Below are 21,253 nucleotides of genomic sequence, written 5' to 3'. Positions count from 1 at the left end.
GAATGAATCAATGGATGGAACTCGCAGACCAGGTGCTTGCTGGAGCAGAAGTGACCGACGAAGAGGCGCTTTCGATATTAAACTGTCCTGATGAAGATATTTTGCTTTTAATGCATGGGGCTTTTCATATCAGAAAACACTTTTATGGAAAAAAAGTAAAGCTCAATATGATTATGAATGCGAAATCAGGACTCTGTCCGGAAAACTGCGGCTATTGTTCACAGTCCGCGATTTCAAAAGCGCCGATTCAGTCTTACCGGATGGTGAATAAGGAAACGCTTCTAGAAGGCGCAAAGCGGGCGCACGATCTAAATATCGGCACATATTGCATCGTGGCAAGCGGCAGGGGGCCGTCCAACAGAGAAGTGGATCAGGTCGTAGACGCGGTGCAGGAAATTAAAGAGACATATGGATTGAAGGTTTGTGCGTGTCTCGGACTGTTAAAGCCGGAGCAGGCGAAGCGGTTGAAAGAAGCCGGAGTAGACCGCTATAACCATAATTTGAATACTTCACAGAGAAACCATTCAAACATCACGACCTCACATACATACGATGACAGGGTCAATACGGTTGAAATGGCAAAAGAATCAGGGTTGTCCCCGTGTTCAGGCGCCATTATCGGAATGAAGGAGACGAAACAGGACGTCATCGATATTGCAAAAAGTTTGAAGGCCCTTGACGCGGATTCCATTCCGGTGAATTTTTTGCATGCGATTGACGGCACGCCGTTAGAAGGCGTCAATGAATTAAACCCGCTGTATTGTTTAAAAGTGCTGGCGCTGTTCCGTTTTATCAATCCGTCAAAGGAAATCCGCATTTCCGGAGGAAGAGAGGTCAATCTCCGCTCATTACAGCCATTAGGGCTTTACGCCGCTAACTCCATTTTTGTCGGAGATTACTTAACAACTGCCGGACAAGAGGAGACGGAGGATCATAAAATGCTGAATGATTTAGGCTTTGAAGTAGAATCTGTCGAAGAAATGAAGGCCAGTTTAAGTGCGAAAAGCTGAAAGAATCAATAAAAGCAATCGGTGTGATGTCGATTGCTTTTTATTTTTTAATAGAGAGGAAAGATACACATGACAATTGCATTTTCAACTGCATCTTCTGCGTTTTTGAAAGACCCATATCCTTTTTACGAAACGTTGCGTGCTGTTCATCCTATATATAAAGGGAGTTTCTTGAAATACCCGGGCTGGTATGTCACAGGATATGAAGAAACGGCAGCTATCCTGAAAGATGCCAGATTCAAAGTCCGGACCCCGCTCCCTGAGACGTCAATCAAATATCAGGATCTTAAACATGTACAAAATCAGATGATGCTGTTTCAGAATCAGCCTGATCATAGACGATTGCGGACGCTGGCCAGCGGAGCGTTTACTCCGAGAATGGCAGAGAGCTATCGTCTGTATATCGATGAAACTGTCCATCACTTGCTTGATCAAGTGCAAGGTGAAAAAAAGATGGAGGTGATTTCGGACTTTGCATTTCCTTTAGCAAGCTACGTCATAGCTAACATTATAGGCGTACCGGCGGAAGATAGGGAGCAATTAAAAGAATGGGCTTCCATTCTCATTCAAACGATTGATTTTACCCGGTCAAGAAAAGCATTAACAGAGGGCAATCATATCTCTGTACAGGCCATGGCATATTTTAGAGAGCTGATTCAAAGGCGAAAACGGCATCCACAGCAGGATATGGTCAGCATGCTATTGAAGGGGAAAGAAAAGGATAAGCTGACAGAAGAGGAAGTGGCATCTACGTGTGTATTGCTGGCGATCGCCGGACATGAGACAACGGTCAATCTCATCAGCAATTCAGTCCTTTGTCTGCTGCAGCATCCACAACAGCTTCTGAAGCTGAAAGAAAACCCAGATCTTATTGATACCGCAGTTGAGGAATGTTTACGCTATGAAAGCCCCACGCAAATGACTGCAAGAGTTGCATCAGAAGATATTGACATCAGCGGGGTGACGATTCGTAAAGGGGAACAAGTCTATCTGCTGTTAGGGGCTGCCAATCGAGATCCAAACATATTCATGCAAGCCGATGTTTTTGATATAACCAGAAGCCCTAATCCGCATCTTTCATTCGGTCAGGGACATCATGTTTGCCTAGGATCCTCGCTGGCACGATTAGAAGCACAAATTGCGATTCATACCCTGCTGCAGCGAATGCCCGGCCTCAAGCTCGCTGATTCTGAATGGCGGTACCGGCCGCTTTTTGGCTTTCGGGCGCTTGAGGAGCTGCCGGTGACTTTTGAATAAACAAAAGCATGTGAGTGCCAAAAAAGTGTCAGCCCCGCCGAAAATGGGCAATCTATAAAAAAGGGGAGTGAACACAGTGAAAAAAGTGCTGATCGCCGGCGGAAATGGTGTAATTGGGAGACTCCTGGCTGAAGGGCTTATTTCAGATTATGAAGTGACAGTGCTTGATAAAGATCATTTCGATGGCACAGCCTCTTCCATTCAGGCTGACGCGGCAAATTATGAGGAGCTGTTAAAGAAGATTCCGAAAGATACCGATGTGATCTTAAATTTATTGGCTGTCAACATCAAATACGATGTCATGGACATCGCTGAATTTGAGAAAATGACGGATGTTTTCTATAGGGCAAGCTATTATCTGTGCCGCGCCGCAGCGGAGCTCGGCATTCAAAAGCTCGTGTTCGCCAGCAGCAATCATGTCACAGATGTGTACGAAAAAGACGGGCGTTCTCTCTTAGGACGGGAAATCACAACAAGCGATTATCCGCTGTCAAAAAACTTGTATGGTGTATTAAAGCTGACCTCGGAACAGATCGGCCACTTATTTTATTTGGAAAATAAGCTTTCTGTGATCAACCTTCGAATCGGAACAGTCGTCACAGATGAAATGGATACGCTGCATGAAAAAGAACGGACGAAAAAAACGCTGCTTTCTCATCCCGATCTGCTGTCAATTTTTAAAGCCGCCATTGAAACCAATATCCGGTACGGCACTTATTACGCCGTCTCTGATAATCCGGGCCGGCCATGGTCCATTGAATCCGCTGTCAATGAACTGGGATTTTCACCACAAATCAATACGGCCGAGCTTCTGAAAGAGGAAGAGAACGGAGCATAATCATTTTCTAAGATTATGCTCTTTTTCTTTTGTGATCAATTTTCATTCACGGCAGCCCCCGCCGTGCCGGGGGACTCTGTTCAAATGATTATAGACATGGCGATCACAGATTTGCTACATTTTAGACACGATATCGTCACATGCTGCAGCTCGTTTAAAAAAGAATGATAACGCTTACAAAAGAGAGGTGGAGGCTATCGCACATTCACTGAAAAATCGCCTGTTTGATATGTTGATTTACGGGTTTTTGCTGATGTTCGCTTTAATATGCGTACTTCCGTTTATTCATGTCATCGCGGCATCTTTCGCCACAGTAGAAGAAGTCGTGTCGAAAAAATTTATTTTAATACCGACCACTTTTTCGCTTGATGCTTATCGTTACATTTTTTCAACAGATATTATTTATAAGAGTTTGCTTGTTTCTGTGTTTGTGACAGTGATAGGCACTGCGGTCAGCATGTTTCTTTCTTCACTGATGGCTTACGGATTATCCCGCCGTGATTTAATCGGTCGGCAGCCTCTCATGTTTCTCGTCGTATTTACGATGCTCTTCAGCGGCGGCATGATTCCGACTTTCCTTGTGGTCAAATCGCTTGGATTGCTCGATTCTTACTGGGCGCTTATTTTGCCGACAGCCATTAATGCCTTTAACCTGATCATTCTGAAAAACTTCTTTCAAAATATCCCGTCAAGCCTGGAAGAGTCCGCGAAAATTGACGGGTGCAATGATCTGGGCATTTTCTTTAAAATTGTGCTGCCGCTGTCTCTCCCTGCTATCGCAACGATTTCACTATTTTATGCGGTTACGTATTGGAACACGTATATGACGGCGATCTTGTACCTAAATGATTCAGCGAAATGGCCGATTCAGGTGCTTCTGCGCCAAATCGTGATTGTATCAAGCGGGATGCAGGGGGATATGTCAGAAATGGGGTCGGGCAGCCCGCCGCCTGAGCAAACCATTAAAATGGCCGTGATTGTGGTGGCGACCATCCCGGTTCTGCTCGTCTATCCATTTATACAAAAGCATTTTGCAAAAGGAGCTTTGCTGGGATCTGTCAAAGGATAAAGAAAATGAAACGGAGGGGTACGATGGGAAACAAATGGAGGGTGTTTTTGATTGTGCTTGTACTTGCATTTGGCGGAGTGCTGGCGGGCTGTAAAGGGGCTGATCAGTCTTCGGCTGAAGGCAAAGCTGACTCGGATTCAAAGGTGAAGCTGTCTTGGATGGCGATTTTGTATCACCAGCAACCGCCGAACGACAGGGCGATTAAAGAAATTGAAAAGCTGACAAATACAGAACTGGACATCACCTGGGTTCCGGATGCGGTGAAAGAAGACAGGCTGAATGCGGCGCTTGCAGCCGGCAATCTTCCGCAAATCGTGACCATCCAAGATATTAAAAATTCGTCAGTCATGAATGCCTTCAGATCAGGAATGTTCTGGGAGATTGGCGATTATATCAAAGATTATCCGAACTTAAGCAAAATGAACAAACTCATTAATAAAAACGTAACAATCGACGGCAAGCTCTACGGGATATACAGAGAGCGTCCGCTTTCCAGACAGGGCATCGTCATTCGGAAGGACTGGCTCGACAATTTGAATTTGAAAACGCCGGAAACGCTTGATGAACTTTATAAAGTGGCCAAAGCGTTTACGGAGGACGATCCGGACAAGGATGGAAAAGACGATACATTCGGGCTGACAGACCGCAATGACTTAATTTACGGCGCGTTTAAAACGCTCGGCTCTTATGAAGGCATGCCGACAGATTGGAAGGAATCAGGCGGCAAATTCACGCCTGATTTCATGACGCAGGAATACAAAGACACAATGAACTATATGAAAAAGCTGCGTGACAACGGCTATATGAATAAGGATTTTCCTGTCACAAGCAAAACCCAGCAGCAGGAGCTGTTTTCTCAAGGGAAAGCCGGCATCTACATTGGGAATATGGTAGATGCGGTTAATCTGCGCGACCATGCCTCCGATAAATCGATGAAGCTTGAAATCATCAACCGCATAAAAGGCCCAGATGGGAAAGAGCGGGTGTGGGCATCAGGAGGGCATAACGGCTTGTTCGCTTTTCCAAAAACGAGTGTGAAAACGGAAGCTGAGCTTAAACGGATTTTGGCGTTTTTTGACCGAATTGCCGAAGAAGACGTCTATAGCCTGATGACTTATGGCATTGACGGCGTTCATTATAACAAAGGAGAGGGCAAAACGTTCACACGCGAAGAAAGCCAAGTGAAAGACTGGCAGACTGATATTCAGCCGCTGTCCGCCTTAATCGCCATTGATAAAGCCTACTTAAAAAACACTGGGGATCCGCTTCGGACGGCGTACGAGGAGCTGACCGAAGACAATGAAAAGATCATCGTTTCAAACCCTGCTGAAAGCCTGTATTCCGCTGCGGAGTCGGAACGGGGAGATGAACTGAAAAAAATCATTGATGACGCGACTTATAAATATATGATTGGAGACATCACAGAAAGCCAGTTTGATAAAGAGGTGGAAAAATGGGAGTCAAGCGGCGGAAAGCAGATTATTCAGGAATACGAAGAAGCGTTTAAACAAGCAAAATAACACTGGGAAAACCCAAAACCGCTTGCGCGTTTTGGGTTTTTTTACATGCTCCTTTTTTGCTGGCGGTAGTTTCCCGGTGTAATCCCCTCCAGCTTCTTAAATGATCTGATAAAGTTTTGCGAGTTTTTATATTTCAGCTTTTCGGCAATGTCTTTTACCGCCATATCAGTTTCGGCAAGCCAGCTTTTCGCCATATGGTGGCGGTAGCTGGAGACATATTCGCTGAATGAAATGCCCATTTCTTTTTTGAAAATGCTGCTTAAATAGTTTGGGTTGTAATGCAGCCTGCGGGCGATTTCGTCCAGTGTCAAATCGGATTCAAACTCATGGTGGATAATATGAATAATGTTGTCGGAAATATTTTTGTACTGGGCATCCGCACGGGCGTTTACTTTGTCTGTCATTGGATGAATGAACTCATTCCTGAGCCAGTTTTCGGTATCCTCAAACGTTTTCAGCTCAAAAATTTGATCATACAGCATTTTGTTTTCTTCAAGCTCAAACAATTCGATCCCGAGCACATGCATCAGCTCAATCACATGGTTCAAGAAGCGGGCGATTGCGATTTGAAATTGATACGGGTTGGTGTTTTGGGTGAAAATAGCTTGCAAAATCGCGTGCAGGCATTTGTCCGCTTTCTCCTTGTCTCCCGCTTTTACGGCATCGAACAGCTCATGCTGAAGCTGCTTTGGAAAATGGGTTTTGAAGGTTTTTTTCTGGTCAAGGTCTTCGTAAAAGATGATCGACTTGTTTTCCGCTTTGAGCCGGTATTTCAATGCTTCTGAGCCTTCCGCATAGGCTGTTTTCGCTTTTGCGAGCGCATCAAAAGGCTGGCTGATGCCGATGCTGACAGACAGCTGCAGCTCAACTTCCGCTTTTTCCTGAATCATTCTTGCAGTCTCACTCAGCTCAGCCAAGAATTCTTCCTTTGTCCCGTTCTGGTTGATCAAAATGGTTGCTTGCTGTTTGTCCACAACGGCGGGTGCAAGATGTTTGTCTGCCGGAATGTTTCGCTCAATGAGGCTGTTGACGGCGAACAAAAGCAGATCCATATCTTTTTTCTCATAAGGCGTGTGATTCAGCGTATCAATTTGAAGCACGAGCAGGGCGAGATGCCGCCAATTTTGCTTTAAACCAAGGCTTTCAAAACGGTTATTGACCTCCTCATCCGTCAGTTTTCCAAGCATGAGCCTGACCATAAAATATTGCTGGAGATGTGTTGCCTGCTGTTTCATCATTTCTTCGAGGTCGTCATTTCTGTCCTTCAGCTGCTTAAAGCTCTGTTCGATTAACTCAAATTCATTTTGAGGCGGCTGTTTATCTTGTATGGCTCCATGCCTTGCAAATGATTCGTAAAGCACTCTGATCGGCTTGTAAAAATGGCGTGAGCCAAGCCAAGAGAATAATAATGAAAGCGTTAACAAAATAAAGCATACCGTAAAAGTGATCCAGCCGATTGACTTGGCCTCTTTTTTTAATTCAGGCAAGGAGACGAGAGAGAAATAAGTCCATGTGTTATAGTCAGATTTTTGATAGGTGACTTTATAATGAATCCGGTCAATAACTGTTTCAAACTGACCGCTATTGGCGTTCTGCGCCAGCATTTGTTGGACAAAGTCGTCGTTTTGAAGAGATTCACCGATGTCAGACATGTTGTTATGCAGGATGATGCGGCCTTTTTCATCAATGATAAACAGATTGTTGGCGTTTGAATAGTCAGGCATGTTTTTGACAAGCGAACAGCTCGGGATGCTTGCGGCGGCCAATCCCTTCGTATTTGTGCTGTTTAGAGGAAGCTGTTTAATCAAATTGATATTGTAGCGGCAGTTTTCTGATGTGCCTTCTTTTGTCGAAATCAAATGATTGTTTTTTTCAAGCGTCCAATATGAGCGGCTTGCTTTGTGTTGTGTGTACGCTGCGGATGCTTCATGAAGAGAGTCTGTATTCAAGCGGTACAAGCCGGAATTGTTCATGTACCATTTTTTCATATAACTGACTAGTGTCATGTTGGACAGGTCGGTATCAAAGCTTTGCAGATAGTTGAGCTCTTGGTTCACTTGGTTATAGATTTGAAATTGGTCAGAGTGCAAGGGCTCGGACAGTGTGCGAAGGAGAGGCGGCGAACTCACATAGTGGGTTAAAGAGTGATCGACGGTTTTCAAAATATGCTCAATGCTTTGCTGGGTCTGCTGGAGTGTGTCGAGTTTTTCCTCCGAAACGTTGGAGATAGCAGTCTTCTGAGAGTGCTCGTACGAAAACAATCCGACCAGAATGACCGGAATGGTGCTGAGCAAACAGAAAAACGTGATTAGTTTGTAATAAAACTTGTATTGGCTTCTTTTCATAAAACCCCCCATTTCATAACATCCACTTCACCTTAATACAATTAATCCAAAGATTGATAGATATTGTCAATAATCATTTTCTAATATCGGTGTCTTTTTTTCAGGTGGAACGGCTGAACCCTTGATCATAAAGGGATAAGGCAGGATGTGATCATATGATTGTAGACGGACTTTTGCCTGCTGCGCTACAGTGAATGCAAGAACCCGTGAAAGGAGGCTTGGAAAGATGAAAACAGCAGAAGCGCAAGCGCCGGCTGTTGATGCAGTCATTTTTAAAAAAGAAAAAAGAAAGCGCTTACTAAACAGGCTGATCCAGCAGAAATATTTGTACTTGATGATTTTGCCGGGGTGTATTTATTTTTTGCTTTTTAAGTATGTCCCGATGTGGGGAATTGTGATTGCGTTTCAGGATTATCAGCCGTTTCTCGGCATTTTGGGCAGTGAATGGGTTGGGCTGAAACATTTTATCAGGCTGTTTACAGAGCCTACATTTTTTCTCCTGTTAAAAAACACGCTCGTGTTATTTGCTTTGAATCTGGTTATATTTTTCCCGGTGCCGATTTTGCTGGCGCTTCTATTAAACGAAGTGCGGATCGCTCTCTTTAAAAAATTTGTTCAGACGCTGATTTATATCCCGCATTTTATGTCTTGGGTCATTGTTGTATCGCTTTCGTTTGTGCTTTTAACGGTAGACGGAGGCTTGATTAATGAACTGATTGTGTTTTTTGGCGGCGAAAAAATCAATTTTCTGCTGAACGAAGATTGGTTCCGGCCCCTGTATATTCTACAGGTCATCTGGAGGGAAGCGGGCTGGTCGACGATCATTTATCTGGCGGCCATTACAGCAGTTGACCCCCAGCTGTATGAAGCGGCGAAAATGGACGGAGCGGGACGGCTGCGGCAAATGTGGCATATTACGCTGCCCGCCATTAAAAGCGTTATCGTCGTTTTGCTGATTTTGAAAATCGGAGACACGCTGGAGCTTGGCTTCGAGCATGTGTATTTGCTGTTAAACGCGACAAACAGGGAAGTGGCGGAAATTTTTGATACGTACGTTTATACTGCAGGGCTGAAACAGGGCCAGTTCAGCTACAGTACAGCGGTCGGCGTATTTAAAGCGGCGGTCGGGCTGATTTTGGTCATGCTTGCGAATCGTTTGGCGAAGAAATTTGGCGAGGAAGGAATCTATTAAGAAAGGGATGGGATCAATGGATCAATCAATCGCTGTAAAATCGCCTCTTACGTACGCGGAGGCATTGGCAAAAACCATTATGAACACGTACACAGTGGAGGAGCTGCCGCCTGCAAACCGCTGGCACTACCATCAGGGTGTTTTCTTATGCGGTGTATTGCAGCTGTGGGAAGCAACCGGGCAAAAGCGGTATTTTGAGTATGCGAAGGCTTATGCAGATCTCTTAATCGATGATTATGGCAATCTATTATTTAGAAGAGATGAGCTTGACGCTATTCAAGCGGGTCTTATTCTTTTTCCATTATACGAGCAGACCAGGGATGAGCGGTATGTCAAAGCGGCAAAAAGGCTGCGCGGCTTGTATGGGACACTGAACCGGACGTCTGAGGATGGTTTTTGGCACAAGGACGGCTATCCTTATCAAATGTGGCTTGACGGTTTATACATGGGCGGACCGTTCGCACTGAAATATGCGAATCTGAAGCAGGAGCCGGAGCTGTTTGATCAGGTCGTGCTCCAAGAGTCGCTAATGAGAAAGCATACGAAGGATTCAAAAACCGGACTCTATTATCACGCCTGGGATGAAGCGAAAAAAATGCCTTGGGCCAATGAAGAGACAGGCTGTTCACCGGAATTCTGGGCGCGTTCCATCGGGTGGTACGTCATGTCTCTTGCTGACATGATTGAAGAGCTGCCGAAAAAGCATCCAAACCGTCACGTGTGGAAAAAAACGCTGCAGGACATGATTGAAAGCATCTGCCACTATCAAGACAAGGAGACGGGGTTATGGTACCAGATCGTTGATAAGGGCGACAGGCCCGATAACTGGCTGGAAAGCTCAGGATCCTGTCTGTACATGTACGCAATTGCGAAAGGAATCAATAAAGGATATCTAGACAGAGCATCCGAACCAACACTGTTCAAAGCGTATCAAGGTCTGATTCAGCATAAAACCGAAACAACAGAAGACGGTGCGTTTCTCGTTAAAGATATATGTGTCGGAACATCAGCCGGCTTCTATGACTATTATGTCAGCCGGGAAAGAAGCACAAACGACCTGCACGGGGCCGGCGCGTTTATTTTGGCTATGACAGAGCTGGAGACTCTTTTTAGGTCTGCGGGGAAATGACAACAAGTATACGTACGGCTTTGTGTGTGATCGTCTCAGTGCTCTTTTTGGCATCATGCTCAAGCAGGCCGGACGGAATGCATGTCATCCTCTTTTCTGATATGCAGGCAGGCGTACAGGAAAACATCAAAGAGGCCACTGAGCAGAAGGCCGGGAAGGTTGATATCTATCCAGCCTTTCCGGAAAAACTGCTGACTGAAATCACCGCTCATGAGGGAGATGTTTTCATCGTGCCTGAAGACATGTTTCAAGCGTACGATGATCCGGAAAATTTTCAGCTGTTAGATGGATTGCCATTGGAAAAAACATCTCCTTATACAACTGTTAATAAAAACACAGGAGAAAAAACGGTCTATGCCGTTCAGATCGAAAAAGGGAAAAAACAGCTGAATGGCTATTCTTTTCAATTGAATCGCAATATGGCGGCGTTTATCCCTGTGTACGCTAAAAAAACAGAGGAAGCGCTGCAGCTGATTTCCCAACTAACTGAAGCCCGATAGAGGTGAGGACATTGAAGAACATCGTCATTTGCGGATTGAGCAGCAGAGCTCTCAGTATGTTTATCAAACCGCTGATGGAGCGGTTTTCAACACATTATGAGATTACAGGATTGCTGGATGCTGATCCGAAACGTTTTGCCGTATGCAAGAAGAAGTTTCCCGAACTTGCCCACGTACCGGAGTACAACGAAGATGCTTTTGATGAAATGATGCGCGTTTCAAAGCCTGATATCGTCATTGTGGCTGGCAGGGATGACACACATGTCACATATATCCTAAGAAGCCTTCAGTGGGATATGGATGTGATTACAGAAAAACCAATGGTGACGACAGTGCAGGATGCGAATCGGGTGCTTGAGGCGGAGGCGAAAAGCAAAGGGAAAGTGACCGTGGCGTTTAACTATCGTTATAGCCCGTTTCATCGGAAAATTAAAGAGATGATTCTGGACGGAAAAATAGGCAGGGTAACCTCTGTTGATTTGAATTGGTATATTGATACGTATCACGGCGCCAGCTATTTTAAACGCTGGAACCGGTCAAGGCCACTTTCCGGCGGTCTTTCTGTCCATAAATCAACACACCACTTCGATCTCGTTAATTGGTGGCTCGGGCAAAATCCGGCGGAGGTATTTGCTTACGGCGCCTTGAATTACTATGGGCCGGACAGTGAGTGGAACCCGCTGCCGGAAGAAGACGGGCGTTTTTGCGGGACGTGCCGGGTCAAAGAAAAATGCCATTACTATTCAAGATGGCATCCCCGCTCCTCCCAAGCCTCTGTTAAGGATGATCATCTCCAAGCGGGAGACCAGTCCAGCTTATATACTGCATACAGGCCTGACGCGTGTATTTTTGATGAGGAGATTGACATCGAGGATACGTACGTGGCGGCTGTCAAATATGACGGCGGCGCGCTTTTAAGCTATTCGATCATATTTTCCGCACCGTATGAAGGCTACCGGCTGACGATCAACGGCACAAAAGGGCGTATCGAATCAAATGAATTTCACGAGCCTTCCAGAATTCCGTTTGCTTTTCCTGAGCAGACGATCGAATACTATCCGCTTTTTGAATCAAAGCAGACAATACAAGTGGTCAAAAACGAGGGCGGGCACGGCGGAGGCGACCCGCTATTGCTTGAGGATCTTTTTTTAGGAAAAGACCCGCTGCGCCGCTATGACATTTTAGCCGGGGCTGAAGCAGGAGCCTACTCCATCGCGGTTGGTGAGGGGATGTGGCGCTCGGTTGCTGAAAAGAAGCCGATCGACATTAAAAGGCTTTTTCAGATGCAAAATGTATAATGCGGAAAAGGAGGGACCGCCGTGGAGCATGATGGTTCAATGGGGCGGGTGCTGCGCTTTTGCGAGTGGATCATGAGATTTGCGTATACAAACTTGCTTTGGCTGGTTTTTACGTTGCTCGGTCTCGGTGTGTTCGGCATCATGCCCGCGACCACAGCTTTATTCGCTGTCATGCGGAAATGGATTCAGGGGCAGGACAACGTTCCAGTGCTAAAAACGTTTTGGCGGGAATACAAGGCTGAATTTTTTCGTTCAAATCTGATTGGCGCTGTATTGGCGATCATCGGATTGATCATTTATATCGATTTGGCCTTTATTTATCCAAGCCATTTCCTTCTGCATGTTCTGCGCTTCGCTATTATGATATTTGGATTTTTGTTCGTATCCATGCTTTTTTATGTGTTTCCGCTGCTTGTCCATTTTGACTGGAAAAAACGTCTGTATGTGAAGTTTTCGCTCTTGCTCAGTGTGGCGTATTTGCAATATACGCTCGTCATGCTTGCGCTGACTGTCGCTCTGTTTTTCTTGCTTGCGTACCTGCCCGGCATTGTCCCTTTTTTCAGCGTCAGCCTGATCAGCTACTGTCATATGCGAATTGTTTATGCCGTACTGCTGAAAGTGGAGCGCCAAGACGGTGTGCCGCAGAAGAAACATCTTACACGGGAAGCTTTTTATCCGGAGACGAGGTGATCATCATTTCTCTATCATAACACTGTTCCAAACGGAATAGATTGATAGAGAAAGGAGAGCGGATAAGATGCTGAAGGTGGCAGTATTCGATGAAGAACATGAAAAAGACTTACAGACGGAAATCAATTCATTTTTAAAAGGGATTTCGGAGGAGCAGCTGATTGATATCAAATATACGGTTTCGGCGGCGTGCGACCCGGACGGTGAGCAGCTTTACTGTTTTTCCGCCCTTATTCTATATCGAAAATAAAAAAAGATCTTCCCGCGGGCGCGGAAAGATCTTTTTTGTTAATATGCCTTTTTTACTCTTGGACTTCTCGGTTTGTCGATTTTCTCCGCTTTTTTGATCTCTCTTCGTTCTTTTGAGAGCGATTTATAGAGAGCGGCAATCATTAGCAGGATGACGATAGAAAACGGCAGCGCTGCCAGTATTGCTGTGTTTTGCAAAGCGGAAAGACCGCCGGAATACAAGAGGACAGCAGCCATGGCAGATTGAATGATGCCCCAGCTGAATTTTACTGAATTGGCTGGGTTCAATGAGCCGTATGTCGTCTGCATGCCGAGCACAAATGTTGCAGAGTCAGCAGACGTAATAAAGAATACAGCGATCAGGATCAATGACAAAATAGATGTCACCATCGCCAGCGGATAATGGTCAAGTGTTCCAAACAGCATCGTTTCAGTTGACAGCTTCGCTACATTGAATGTGCCATTCTGCTGAAGATCCATAGCCGATACGCCAAAGATAGAGAACCATAGGAACGCGAGAATACATGGTGTTACCAAGACACCGATCAAAAATTCACGGATCGTCCGTCCTCTGGATACCCGGGCGATGAAAATGCCGACAAATGGAGACCAGGAAATCCACCATGCCCAATAGAAAATCGTCCAGCCGTTAATCCATTCACGTTTTTCAGGATCGTACGGTGTCAGTCTGAAGCTCATTTGCACGATATTTTGAATATACTGTCCGATAGAATCTGTAAATGAGTTCATAATCAGTACGGTAGGCCCGACAAACAGCACAAACAGCATTAATAGTCCGGCTAATACCATATTGGTGTTGCTCAAATACTTAATGCCTTTTCCGAGTCCGCTCCACGCAGAAATCAAGAAAAGCACAGTAACAATGGCAATCAAGATAAATTGAACGAGAAAGTTATTTGGGATGCCAAATAAGTAACTCAATCCGCCGTTAATTTGAGTCGCTCCGATACCAAGGCTTGTCGCTACCCCGGCGACTGTGGCAAAAACAGCAATACAGTCAATCAATTTGCCGATCGGTCCGTTAACTTTATCGCCGAGAATCGGTGACAGCGTGCTGCTGATTAATCCTGGAGCGCCTTTTCGGAATTGGAAATAGGCAATGCATAATGCCACGACGGCATAAATGGCCCAAGCGTGCAGACCCCAGTGGAAAAACGTATAGCGGAGTGCATCTCTAAAGGCTTGGGGGGTTTCTGTTTCACCTGATGGAGAGCTAATTGCGTAATGGCTGATCGGTTCAGCCGCACCGTAGAATACCAAGCCGATTCCCATGCCTGCGCTGAACAGCATGGCGAACCATGATAATAACCCGAATTCCGGTTTTTCATCGGGCTTTCCGAGTTTAATTTTGCCGATCGGGCTGAAAATCAAAAAGAGACAGAACCCGACAAACAATGAGACAACTAAAAGATAATACCAACCAAACGAATTGGTGATAAATGCTTGTGCAGATTGGGATACGTTTTGCAGGCTGTCAGGAGAAACAACGCCCCACAATACAGCGGCAGCTGTGATCACAATCACAATCCAAAATACACTAGATATATTTTTCAAATATTCTCACCCTCTAAATTTTTTGTGTACGCCTATATCTGCTCGTAGGCTTAGTATGGTCGTACGCTGGCAGATCATTCCTCTCTTAAAATTACCCCGCAATCAGGTGAAACAAAACAAGTCCCACCCTAACATGAATGCGGAGAATTTTCAAATGTTCAGCGTTTTGTAAAAATTTGAAAAGGCTGGTCAAGAGCGGGCAAAGCGACCGGCATTGAGCCCCGCAAGCCTTCCTGTTACAAGTGCGGAGGTAATATTGTATCCTCCTGTGTAGCCGTGGATATCCAGAATTTCACCGCAAAAATAAAGACCCTCCATTTTTTTAGAAGCCATCTTTTTCGGATCAATTTCTTTAACGGATACTCCTCCTCCTGTGACAAATGCCTTATCAAGAGACAGTGTGCCGTTTGCGAGAACGGTAAACTGCTTGCAGTCCTTTACAAATTGTCTGAAAGGGTCCTTCGGCAGCTCAGAAAATGATACGTTCGGAGAGATGCTGTTTTTTTCGAGCAAGAATAGGAGATAGCGCTCCTGCATCCAAGGTTTCAGCACGTTTTTAATGGCTTTTTTCGGTGCTTCCTTCAGTTCTTTATACATCTTTTGGAATAGTGTTTCTTCATTGATATCCGGATACAAATCAATTCTGATTGGCACTTGCGGCTGTTTTTTCAGCTCTTTCACGACAAATTGGCTGCATCTGAGAATGGCAGGTCCCGAGAGGCCGAAATGGGTAAACAGCATGTCCATTTTATGTGTGATGATCGGTTTGCCTTTTTTATTTAACACACTGACAGCAACATCTCTTAGTGATAAGCCCTGAAGTGTTTTTTGCTTAATGAACGGTTCGGCAGATGTGACGGGCACCTCTGTCGGAAACAGCTCTGTTATGGTATGCCCCGCAGCTTCAGCCCATTCATAGCCGTCTCCCGTGCTTCCGGTATGAGGCACACTTTTACCGCCGACAGCGATAATGACTGCCTGACTATGGATCATTTCGCCGTTATTCGTCACAATCCCTGCTGCTTGTCCATCTTCATAGATGACAGATTTAATTTTCTCGTTCGTTCTGATCGTTACGCGGAGCTGTTTCAGCCTGTTTAACAGCGCGTCAACGACACTTTGGGCTTTGTCTGTTACAGGAAACATCCGGCCGTGATCTTCTTCCTTCAATTGAATGCCTAGATTTTCAAAAAACTTGATAATGTCTTCATTGCTAAATTCTGAAAACGCACTGTATAAAAAACGCCCGTTGCCGGGGATGTGCTTAATAATTTCCTCTACAGGAAGGCGGTTGGTCACATTGCAGCGGCCGCCCCCAGAAATCGCGAGTTTCCGGCCTAATTTATTTCCTTTATCTATCAGCAGAACATCTGCGCCCTGTTCACCTGCTGCAATCGCAGCCATCAAGCCTGATGGGCCTCCACCGATTACGATTACGTCATATTGCTTCATCTTTATCATCAACTTTCTTTTTCCGTTTCGTGTGCGAACACCCTGTCCGCAGTACTATTATAGCGAAAGAAAGCCTCTCCTTAAACGTCTTTTGCCGCGAAGCTGAATGTTCACAAGATTGCTTTTGTATTTATTACCGTCTAAATGCCCAGTTGTGGTAAAATAGAAAAGTTGAATCTTCGTAGAAAATGGTGATGAAGAAACATGTCAAGCAAACTGTTAAGAGGCACGTTTGTATTAACGCTCGGTACATATATATCGCGGATTCTGGGAATGGTCTATTTAATTCCCTTCAGCATTATGGTCGGGGCGACAGGCGGTGCATTATTTCAATACGGATACAACCAATACACTTTATTTTTGAATATTGCTACGATGGGCTTTCCGGCCGCTGTTTCTAAATTTGTTTCCAAATATAATTCCAAAGGGGATTATGAAACAAGCAGAAAAATGCTCAAGGCGGGCATGTCAGTTATGCTCGTCACTGGAATGATTGCCTTTTTCATTCTGTATTTATCCGCTCCGTTTTTTGCGGAAATATCACTGGGAGGAAAGGATAATAACGGCGTGACAATCGATCATGTCGTTTATGTCATTCGCATGGTCAGCTTAGCGCTTTTGGTCGTGCCGATTATGAGCCTTGTCCGCGGATTCTTTCAAGGGCACCAAATGATGGGGCCGACAGCTGTTTCCCAAGTTGTTGAACAGATTGTCCGCATCATCTTTTTACTGAGTGCGACATTCTTGATTTTGAAGGTTTTCAACGGCGGCCTTGTAATAGCTGTCGGTTATGCAACCTTCGCAGCGCTGATCGGCGCCTTCGGAGGATTGATCGTGCTGTATATTTATTGGAACAAACGGAAGGGCAGCCTGTTGGCGATGATGCCGAATACGGGACCGACAGCAAACTTAAGCTACAAGAAAATGTTCCTCGAGCTGTTCAGCTATGCCGCTCCGTACGTTTTTGTCGGACTAGCCATCCCTTTGTATAACTATATTGATACAAATACGTTTAACAAAGCGATGATTGAAGCCGGCCATCAAGCCATCAGTCAGGACATGCTGGCGATTCTTACCCTGTATGTACAAAAGCTCGTGATGATCCCGGTTTCCCTTGCAACGGCTTTCGGACTGACATTAATTCCAACGATTACTGAATCGTTTACAAGCGGAAACTATAAGCTGCTGAATCAGCAGATCAATCAAACGATGCAGACGATCCTGTTTTTAATTATTCCGGCTGTTGTCGGGATATCTCTATTGGCAGGACCGACGTATACGTTCTTTTACGGATCAGAGAGTCTTCATCCTGAGCTGGGGGCAAACATTCTGCTTTGGTACTCGCCAGTTGCGATTCTGTTCTCTTTATTTACGGTCAACGCAGCTATTCTGCAGGGGATCAATAAACAAAAATTTGCGGTTGTCAGCCTTGTGATCGGCGTCGTGATCAAGCTTGTGCTGAATGTTCCGCTGATCAAGCTGATGCAGGCTGACGGCGCGATTTTAGCGACAGCGCTTGGATATATCGCTTCACTTTTATACGGATTTATCATGATTAAGCGCCATGCAGGCTATTCGTATAAGATATTAGTTAAACGGACTGTTTTGATGCTGGTCTTATCAGCCATTATGGGTATTGCCGTGAAAATCGTACAGTGGGTATTAAGCTTCTTTATTTCCTACCAGGATGGCCAGGTGCAAGCTGCGATCGTTGTGGTGATTGCGGCAGCTGTAGGCGGAGTTGTCTATCTGTATTGCGGCTACCGGTTAGGATTTTTGCAGAAAATATTAGGCCGCCGTTTGCCGGGGTTCTTAAAGAGAGGCAGACATGCTGGCTGATGAACAAGATATATTGAAACTGAGAGCTCGCATGCTGCGGGCTTTCTTTTATAAAGGAGAGATCGGGTATGAGACTTGATAAGCTGCTTGCCAACAGCGGGTATGGTTCCAGAAAAGAAGTAAAAGCTGTTGTGAAGGCGGGTGCCGTCATGGTCGACGGTAAACCGGCCAAAGATGTAAAAGCGCACGTTGATCCTGATACGCAGGAGGTTACTGTATACGGGGAACCGGTTGATTACCGAGAGTTCATTTATCTTATGATGAATAAGCCCCAGGGAGTGCTGTCGGCGACTGAGGACAGCCGGCAGCAAACAGTGATCGATCTGCTGACGCCAGAGGAGATGAGATTTGAGCCGTTTCCCGCCGGCAGGCTTGATAAAGATACAGAGGGCTTTTTGCTGCTTACAAATGACGGCCAGCTCGCACATCGGCTCCTTTCGCCTAAAAAGCATGTTCCCAAAACGTATGAAGTCCATTTAAAATCAGAGATTTCGCCGGAAGGCATCTCCGATTTGGAAACGGGTGTCTACATTGAAGGCGGCTATAAAACAAAGCCGGCAAAAGCGGAAATCAAAGCAAACGACAACGGCAATACCGTCATATACCTGACGATTACAGAAGGAAAATACCATCAGGTCAAGCAGATGGCAAAGGCTGTCGGCAATGAAGTCATTTATCTGAAGCGGCTTTCGATGGGGCCAGTTTCCTTGGATCCCGCTCTGGCGCCGGGAGAATATCGTGAGCTTACAGAAGAAGAGCTTCAGTGGCTGAATGAGCCGCAAGCATGAAAAAAATCCCGCATTTCGATGCGGGATTTTTTATTGATAAGCACACAAAAACAAGGCTCAGAAGTTTCTTCGCCCTATATCTATCAGGCCGCTCACAGGCGGCCCTATGTAATTTTTCAATTTATGAGGTAATCTTTACTTTCTTTCTCGTTGTCTCCCACTTGCCACGGCTTGGACTATGAACAAGGTCATTATATGCCAACACATTTAAGTCTCTTTGAATCGTTCTAGGTGTAATGCCGAATTCGTCAACCAGTTCCTGTGTTGTCACAAGACCTTTTTCTTGGATAAACATGTAAACTGATTTGATTCGAGTTAGCATACGGTTTGTTGAAGGTTTCAAAAAACCACTCCCTATCATAAGATCGGATGGACTTGACTAACCACAACTCACGACTATCAACTGAGTACGAAATAGCAACAAAGGCAGACATCTGTAATTTTTAAAATAATTCGCCCTCATTATACACGATATCGTAGTGATGAATCTAGGGATAACTCCTATTAATTTTTTCCAATTTGAGTTGGGCAGCCATCCTTGTTGGATTACTATGTATTTCGACACAATATTATTATGGTTAAAGAAACTTTTTTTATTCTGTTTCGTAGTAAATTTTGGAGGTGGGTGAGATTTGACAAAATTGCTTGAAGCTTCAATAGAACAGGCAGGGTATACAAGCCGAAAAAAAGTGCTCACCGATGTTTTTTTGGAAGTCGGAAAAGGGGAGCTAGTCGGGCTAATCGGAGCTAACGGCGCCGGAAAAAGCACCGCAATCAAGGCGATACTCGGCCTCTCAGAAGACTTTAAAGGGCATATTGCCTGGAACGACTGTTCATTTGCATATATTCCGGAGCATCCGTCCTTTTACGAAGAACTAACGCTGTGGGAGCATTTGGATCTGATCAACACGCTCCGCGGGATTGAGGAGAGTGATTTTGCGCATCGGGCCCAAAGCCTGCTGCAGACGTTTTCGCTTGACCATGTCATGCACGAGCTGCCTGTCACCTTTTCAAAAGGCATGCAGCAAAAACTGATGCTTATCCAGGCTTTTCTCTCTAAGCCGGATATGTATGTGATTGATGAACCGTTTATCGGCCTTGATCCGATATCGACGAAACGTTTTGTGGACATGCTTATGGCAGAAAAAGATCGGGGAGCCGGTATTCTCATGTGTACCCACGTACTTGATACCGCAGAAAAAATTTGCGACCGATTTTACATGATGGAGAAAGGTACTTTATTTCTCCAAGGTACGTTAAAAGATATTCAGGGCCAGACTAGATTAGAGGGGCAGTCATTGCTTGACTGTTTTTATAAGGCGGTCCAAGGTGATCAGCCATGAACGGGCGTACGCTCTTTTTTCGAAGGCTGTTTGACTATTACAGGTATCAGTTTAAAGTATTCCATGCGGTCATTGACTGGACAGTCGCTCTCTACATTGTTTTGCCTGCGCTTGCTTTTGTCATCTATCAGTATATCGATTTGATGAACGGAAGAGGCCTTTTTTATAAGTGGTCTGAAATGATGGAATGGAGATGGCTGTACGCTGTGTGTGTGCTGATCGTGTGCACAGGCTCAATCCATACGTTTTTAATGGAAGCAGACAAAGTGTTTTTGCTGCAAAAAAAAGAGATAATCTATCAGCTCAAACAGTACGCGCTGATGTATTCTTTTTTGGTCACGCTGGCCAAATGGCTGCTGCTCTTTTTCATTGTTCTTCCCTTTATCAGTCATATCACATTGGCAGAAAGTACGGCTCTATTGTGCTACCTGTTTGGCCTTCATACAACCTTTTTAGCCTTAAAGCAAGACAGGATCAGAAAGCCGCGTTCCATTTCAAGACGGATTGCCGAAATTCTTTTCAGAGCCGTTCTTTTCTCTGGTTCTGCTGTCCTGATCGTATTCACTGAGTGGCGTTTGCTTGCGCTCATTGGCATTTTGTTTTTGATTTTTGCATTCGTCCGCGGTTGGAAAAAGACAGCTTTGTTCTCGGCTTTTGAAGCAGAGGTGACTGAAGAGAAAAAAAGCAGGCTTGCGCTTGCCGGGCTTGTGATGATGATGAGCCAGGAGGCGGGAATCCCGAAAGTAAAAGACAGGCTGAGAAGAAAGCCATTATTATACCGGAATTCAAAAAGGATATTTAAAAGACGAACGATCTTGACTGGCTATAAGGAATTGTTTTTTAAAGTCACGCTGAGGAATGGCGAGTATGCGAGGCAGATGTACATGCTATTGTCAGCTTTCACCGTTCTAATATTTGTCTCCCCTATCTGGCTGAAGCTGATTGCGCTGCTGGTGTATACAGGCGTTTGCCGTTATATCCTTACACTTATCTTTGACAAGGTCATGGATGCCCCTTTTTTAATTGGCGCCGATAAGGAAAGTGATGAGTATTACCGGGCCAGAAAAAGCTGTATCAACACCCTGCACTATGCGTTTGCCGCCTTTTGTTTTGTAGCGGCCGCTGTCTCTTTATTGTTTACATAAAAAAAACCCAAACG

Annotated in this window: 19 protein-coding genes; 15 read left to right on the top strand and 4 right to left on the bottom strand. The window is 45.1% G+C overall.

What is annotated here, in order from left to right; genetic code table 11:
- Positions 1-2 precede the first annotated feature (2 nt).
- The 5 genes from bioB (at position 3) to GYO_RS37095 (ending at position 5,694) form a co-directional block, all read left to right on the top strand.
- Positions 3-1,010 (top strand): biotin synthase BioB, encoded by a 1,008-nt coding sequence (bioB, locus tag GYO_RS37115; protein ID WP_014114835.1) that lies wholly within the window; start codon positions 3-5, stop codon positions 1,008-1,010.
- Between the two features lie 69 nt (positions 1,011-1,079).
- Positions 1,080-2,267, top strand: a complete 1,188-nt coding sequence (bioI, locus tag GYO_RS37110; RefSeq protein ID WP_014114834.1) for a biotin biosynthesis cytochrome P450 — start codon at positions 1,080-1,082, stop codon at positions 2,265-2,267.
- A 76-nt stretch (positions 2,268-2,343) separates the two neighbouring features.
- Positions 2,344-3,105, top strand: a complete 762-nt coding sequence (locus tag GYO_RS37105; RefSeq protein ID WP_014114833.1) for an NAD-dependent epimerase/dehydratase family protein — start codon at positions 2,344-2,346, stop codon at positions 3,103-3,105.
- 208 nt (positions 3,106-3,313) lie between these two features.
- Complete coding sequence (locus GYO_RS37100) at positions 3,314-4,174, top strand: carbohydrate ABC transporter permease (RefSeq protein ID WP_010886597.1); 861 nt, start codon at positions 3,314-3,316, stop codon at positions 4,172-4,174.
- A gap of 23 nt (positions 4,175-4,197) precedes the next feature.
- Positions 4,198-5,694, top strand: a complete 1,497-nt coding sequence (locus GYO_RS37095; RefSeq protein ID WP_014114830.1) for an extracellular solute-binding protein — start codon at positions 4,198-4,200, stop codon at positions 5,692-5,694.
- A 41-nt stretch (positions 5,695-5,735) separates the two neighbouring features.
- On the opposite strand, the gene GYO_RS37090 is transcribed toward GYO_RS37095, so the two are convergent.
- A complete protein-coding gene (locus GYO_RS37090) occupies positions 5,736-8,051 on the bottom strand; it encodes a helix-turn-helix domain-containing protein (RefSeq protein WP_080010098.1) in 2,316 nt (771 codons plus the stop codon).
- A 214-nt stretch (positions 8,052-8,265) separates the two neighbouring features.
- Between GYO_RS37090 and rmgP the strand changes: the two genes are divergently transcribed.
- The 6 genes from rmgP to GYO_RS37060 all read left to right on the top strand — a co-directional run bounded on the left by rmgP (position 8,266) and on the right by GYO_RS37060 (position 13,098).
- Positions 8,266-9,231 carry a polygalacturonan/rhamnogalacturonan ABC transporter permease gene (gene rmgP / locus GYO_RS37085; RefSeq protein WP_014114828.1) on the top strand — a complete coding sequence of 322 codons (966 nt, stop codon included), beginning with the start codon at positions 8,266-8,268 and terminating at the stop codon, positions 9,229-9,231.
- A 7-nt stretch (positions 9,232-9,238) separates the two neighbouring features.
- Positions 9,239-10,360: an unsaturated rhamnogalacturonyl hydrolase gene (gene rmgQ, locus GYO_RS37080; protein WP_133063243.1), complete on the top strand. Its 1,122-nt coding sequence runs from the start codon at positions 9,239-9,241 to the stop codon at positions 10,358-10,360.
- Positions 10,357-10,860 carry a lipoprotein YteS gene (locus tag GYO_RS37075; RefSeq protein ID WP_079288113.1) on the top strand — a complete coding sequence of 168 codons (504 nt, stop codon included), beginning with the start codon at positions 10,357-10,359 and terminating at the stop codon, positions 10,858-10,860. Before rmgQ ends, GYO_RS37075 begins: the two co-directional genes overlap by 4 nt.
- 11 nt (positions 10,861-10,871) lie before the next feature.
- Entirely contained in the window at positions 10,872-12,158 is a 1,287-nt protein-coding gene (locus GYO_RS37070) for a Gfo/Idh/MocA family protein (RefSeq protein WP_041521044.1), read from the top strand.
- 21 nt (positions 12,159-12,179) lie between these two features.
- Complete coding sequence (locus tag GYO_RS37065; protein WP_014114824.1) at positions 12,180-12,848, top strand: YesL family protein; 669 nt, start codon at positions 12,180-12,182, stop codon at positions 12,846-12,848.
- A gap of 67 nt (positions 12,849-12,915) precedes the next feature.
- Complete coding sequence (locus GYO_RS37060; RefSeq protein ID WP_003223398.1) at positions 12,916-13,098, top strand: sporulation protein Cse60; 183 nt, start codon at positions 12,916-12,918, stop codon at positions 13,096-13,098.
- 38 nt (positions 13,099-13,136) lie between these two features.
- Here GYO_RS37060 and opuD read toward each other — a convergent pair whose 3' ends face one another.
- Together opuD and GYO_RS37050 are read right to left on the bottom strand one after the other, a co-directional pair.
- Positions 13,137-14,672 (bottom strand): glycine betaine transporter OpuD, encoded by a 1,536-nt coding sequence (gene opuD, locus GYO_RS37055; protein WP_041521043.1) that lies wholly within the window; start codon positions 14,670-14,672, stop codon positions 13,137-13,139.
- Positions 14,673-14,861: 189 nt separating this feature from the next.
- A complete protein-coding gene (locus GYO_RS37050; protein WP_014114821.1) occupies positions 14,862-16,124 on the bottom strand; it encodes a BaiN/RdsA family NAD(P)/FAD-dependent oxidoreductase in 1,263 nt (420 codons plus the stop codon).
- Between the two features lie 204 nt (positions 16,125-16,328).
- On the opposite strand from GYO_RS37050, the gene murJ reads away from it, so the two are divergent.
- Together murJ and GYO_RS37040 are read left to right on the top strand one after the other, a co-directional pair.
- Positions 16,329-17,963, top strand: coding sequence for a lipid II flippase MurJ (gene murJ / locus GYO_RS37045; protein WP_014114820.1), 1,635 nt, complete (start codon positions 16,329-16,331; stop codon positions 17,961-17,963).
- A gap of 68 nt (positions 17,964-18,031) precedes the next feature.
- Positions 18,032-18,751: a pseudouridine synthase gene (locus GYO_RS37040; protein WP_014114819.1), complete on the top strand. Its 720-nt coding sequence runs from the start codon at positions 18,032-18,034 to the stop codon at positions 18,749-18,751.
- Positions 18,752-18,872: 121 nt separating this feature from the next.
- On the opposite strand, the gene GYO_RS37035 is transcribed toward GYO_RS37040, so the two are convergent.
- On the bottom strand, positions 18,873-19,094 hold the full coding sequence (locus GYO_RS37035) for a DeoR family transcriptional regulator (protein WP_003152337.1): 222 nt from the start codon (positions 19,092-19,094) through the stop codon (positions 18,873-18,875).
- Between the two features lie 289 nt (positions 19,095-19,383).
- Between GYO_RS37035 and GYO_RS37030 the strand changes: the two genes are divergently transcribed.
- Positions 19,384-20,094: an ABC transporter ATP-binding protein gene (locus GYO_RS37030; RefSeq protein WP_014114817.1), complete on the top strand. Its 711-nt coding sequence runs from the start codon at positions 19,384-19,386 to the stop codon at positions 20,092-20,094.
- Positions 20,091-21,239 carry an ABC transporter permease gene (locus tag GYO_RS37025; protein WP_014114816.1) on the top strand — a complete coding sequence of 383 codons (1,149 nt, stop codon included), beginning with the start codon at positions 20,091-20,093 and terminating at the stop codon, positions 21,237-21,239. The genes GYO_RS37030 and GYO_RS37025 overlap by 4 nt, the downstream gene beginning before the upstream one ends.
- Positions 21,240-21,253: the final 14 nt, after the last annotated feature.

It is taken from the genome of Bacillus spizizenii TU-B-10 (genome assembly GCF_000227465.1).
GTDB classification, from domain to species: domain Bacteria; phylum Bacillota; class Bacilli; order Bacillales; family Bacillaceae; genus Bacillus; species Bacillus spizizenii.
Note: the sequence above shows the minus strand (reverse complement) of the source record. Positions and strands in the feature narration are given on the sequence as shown.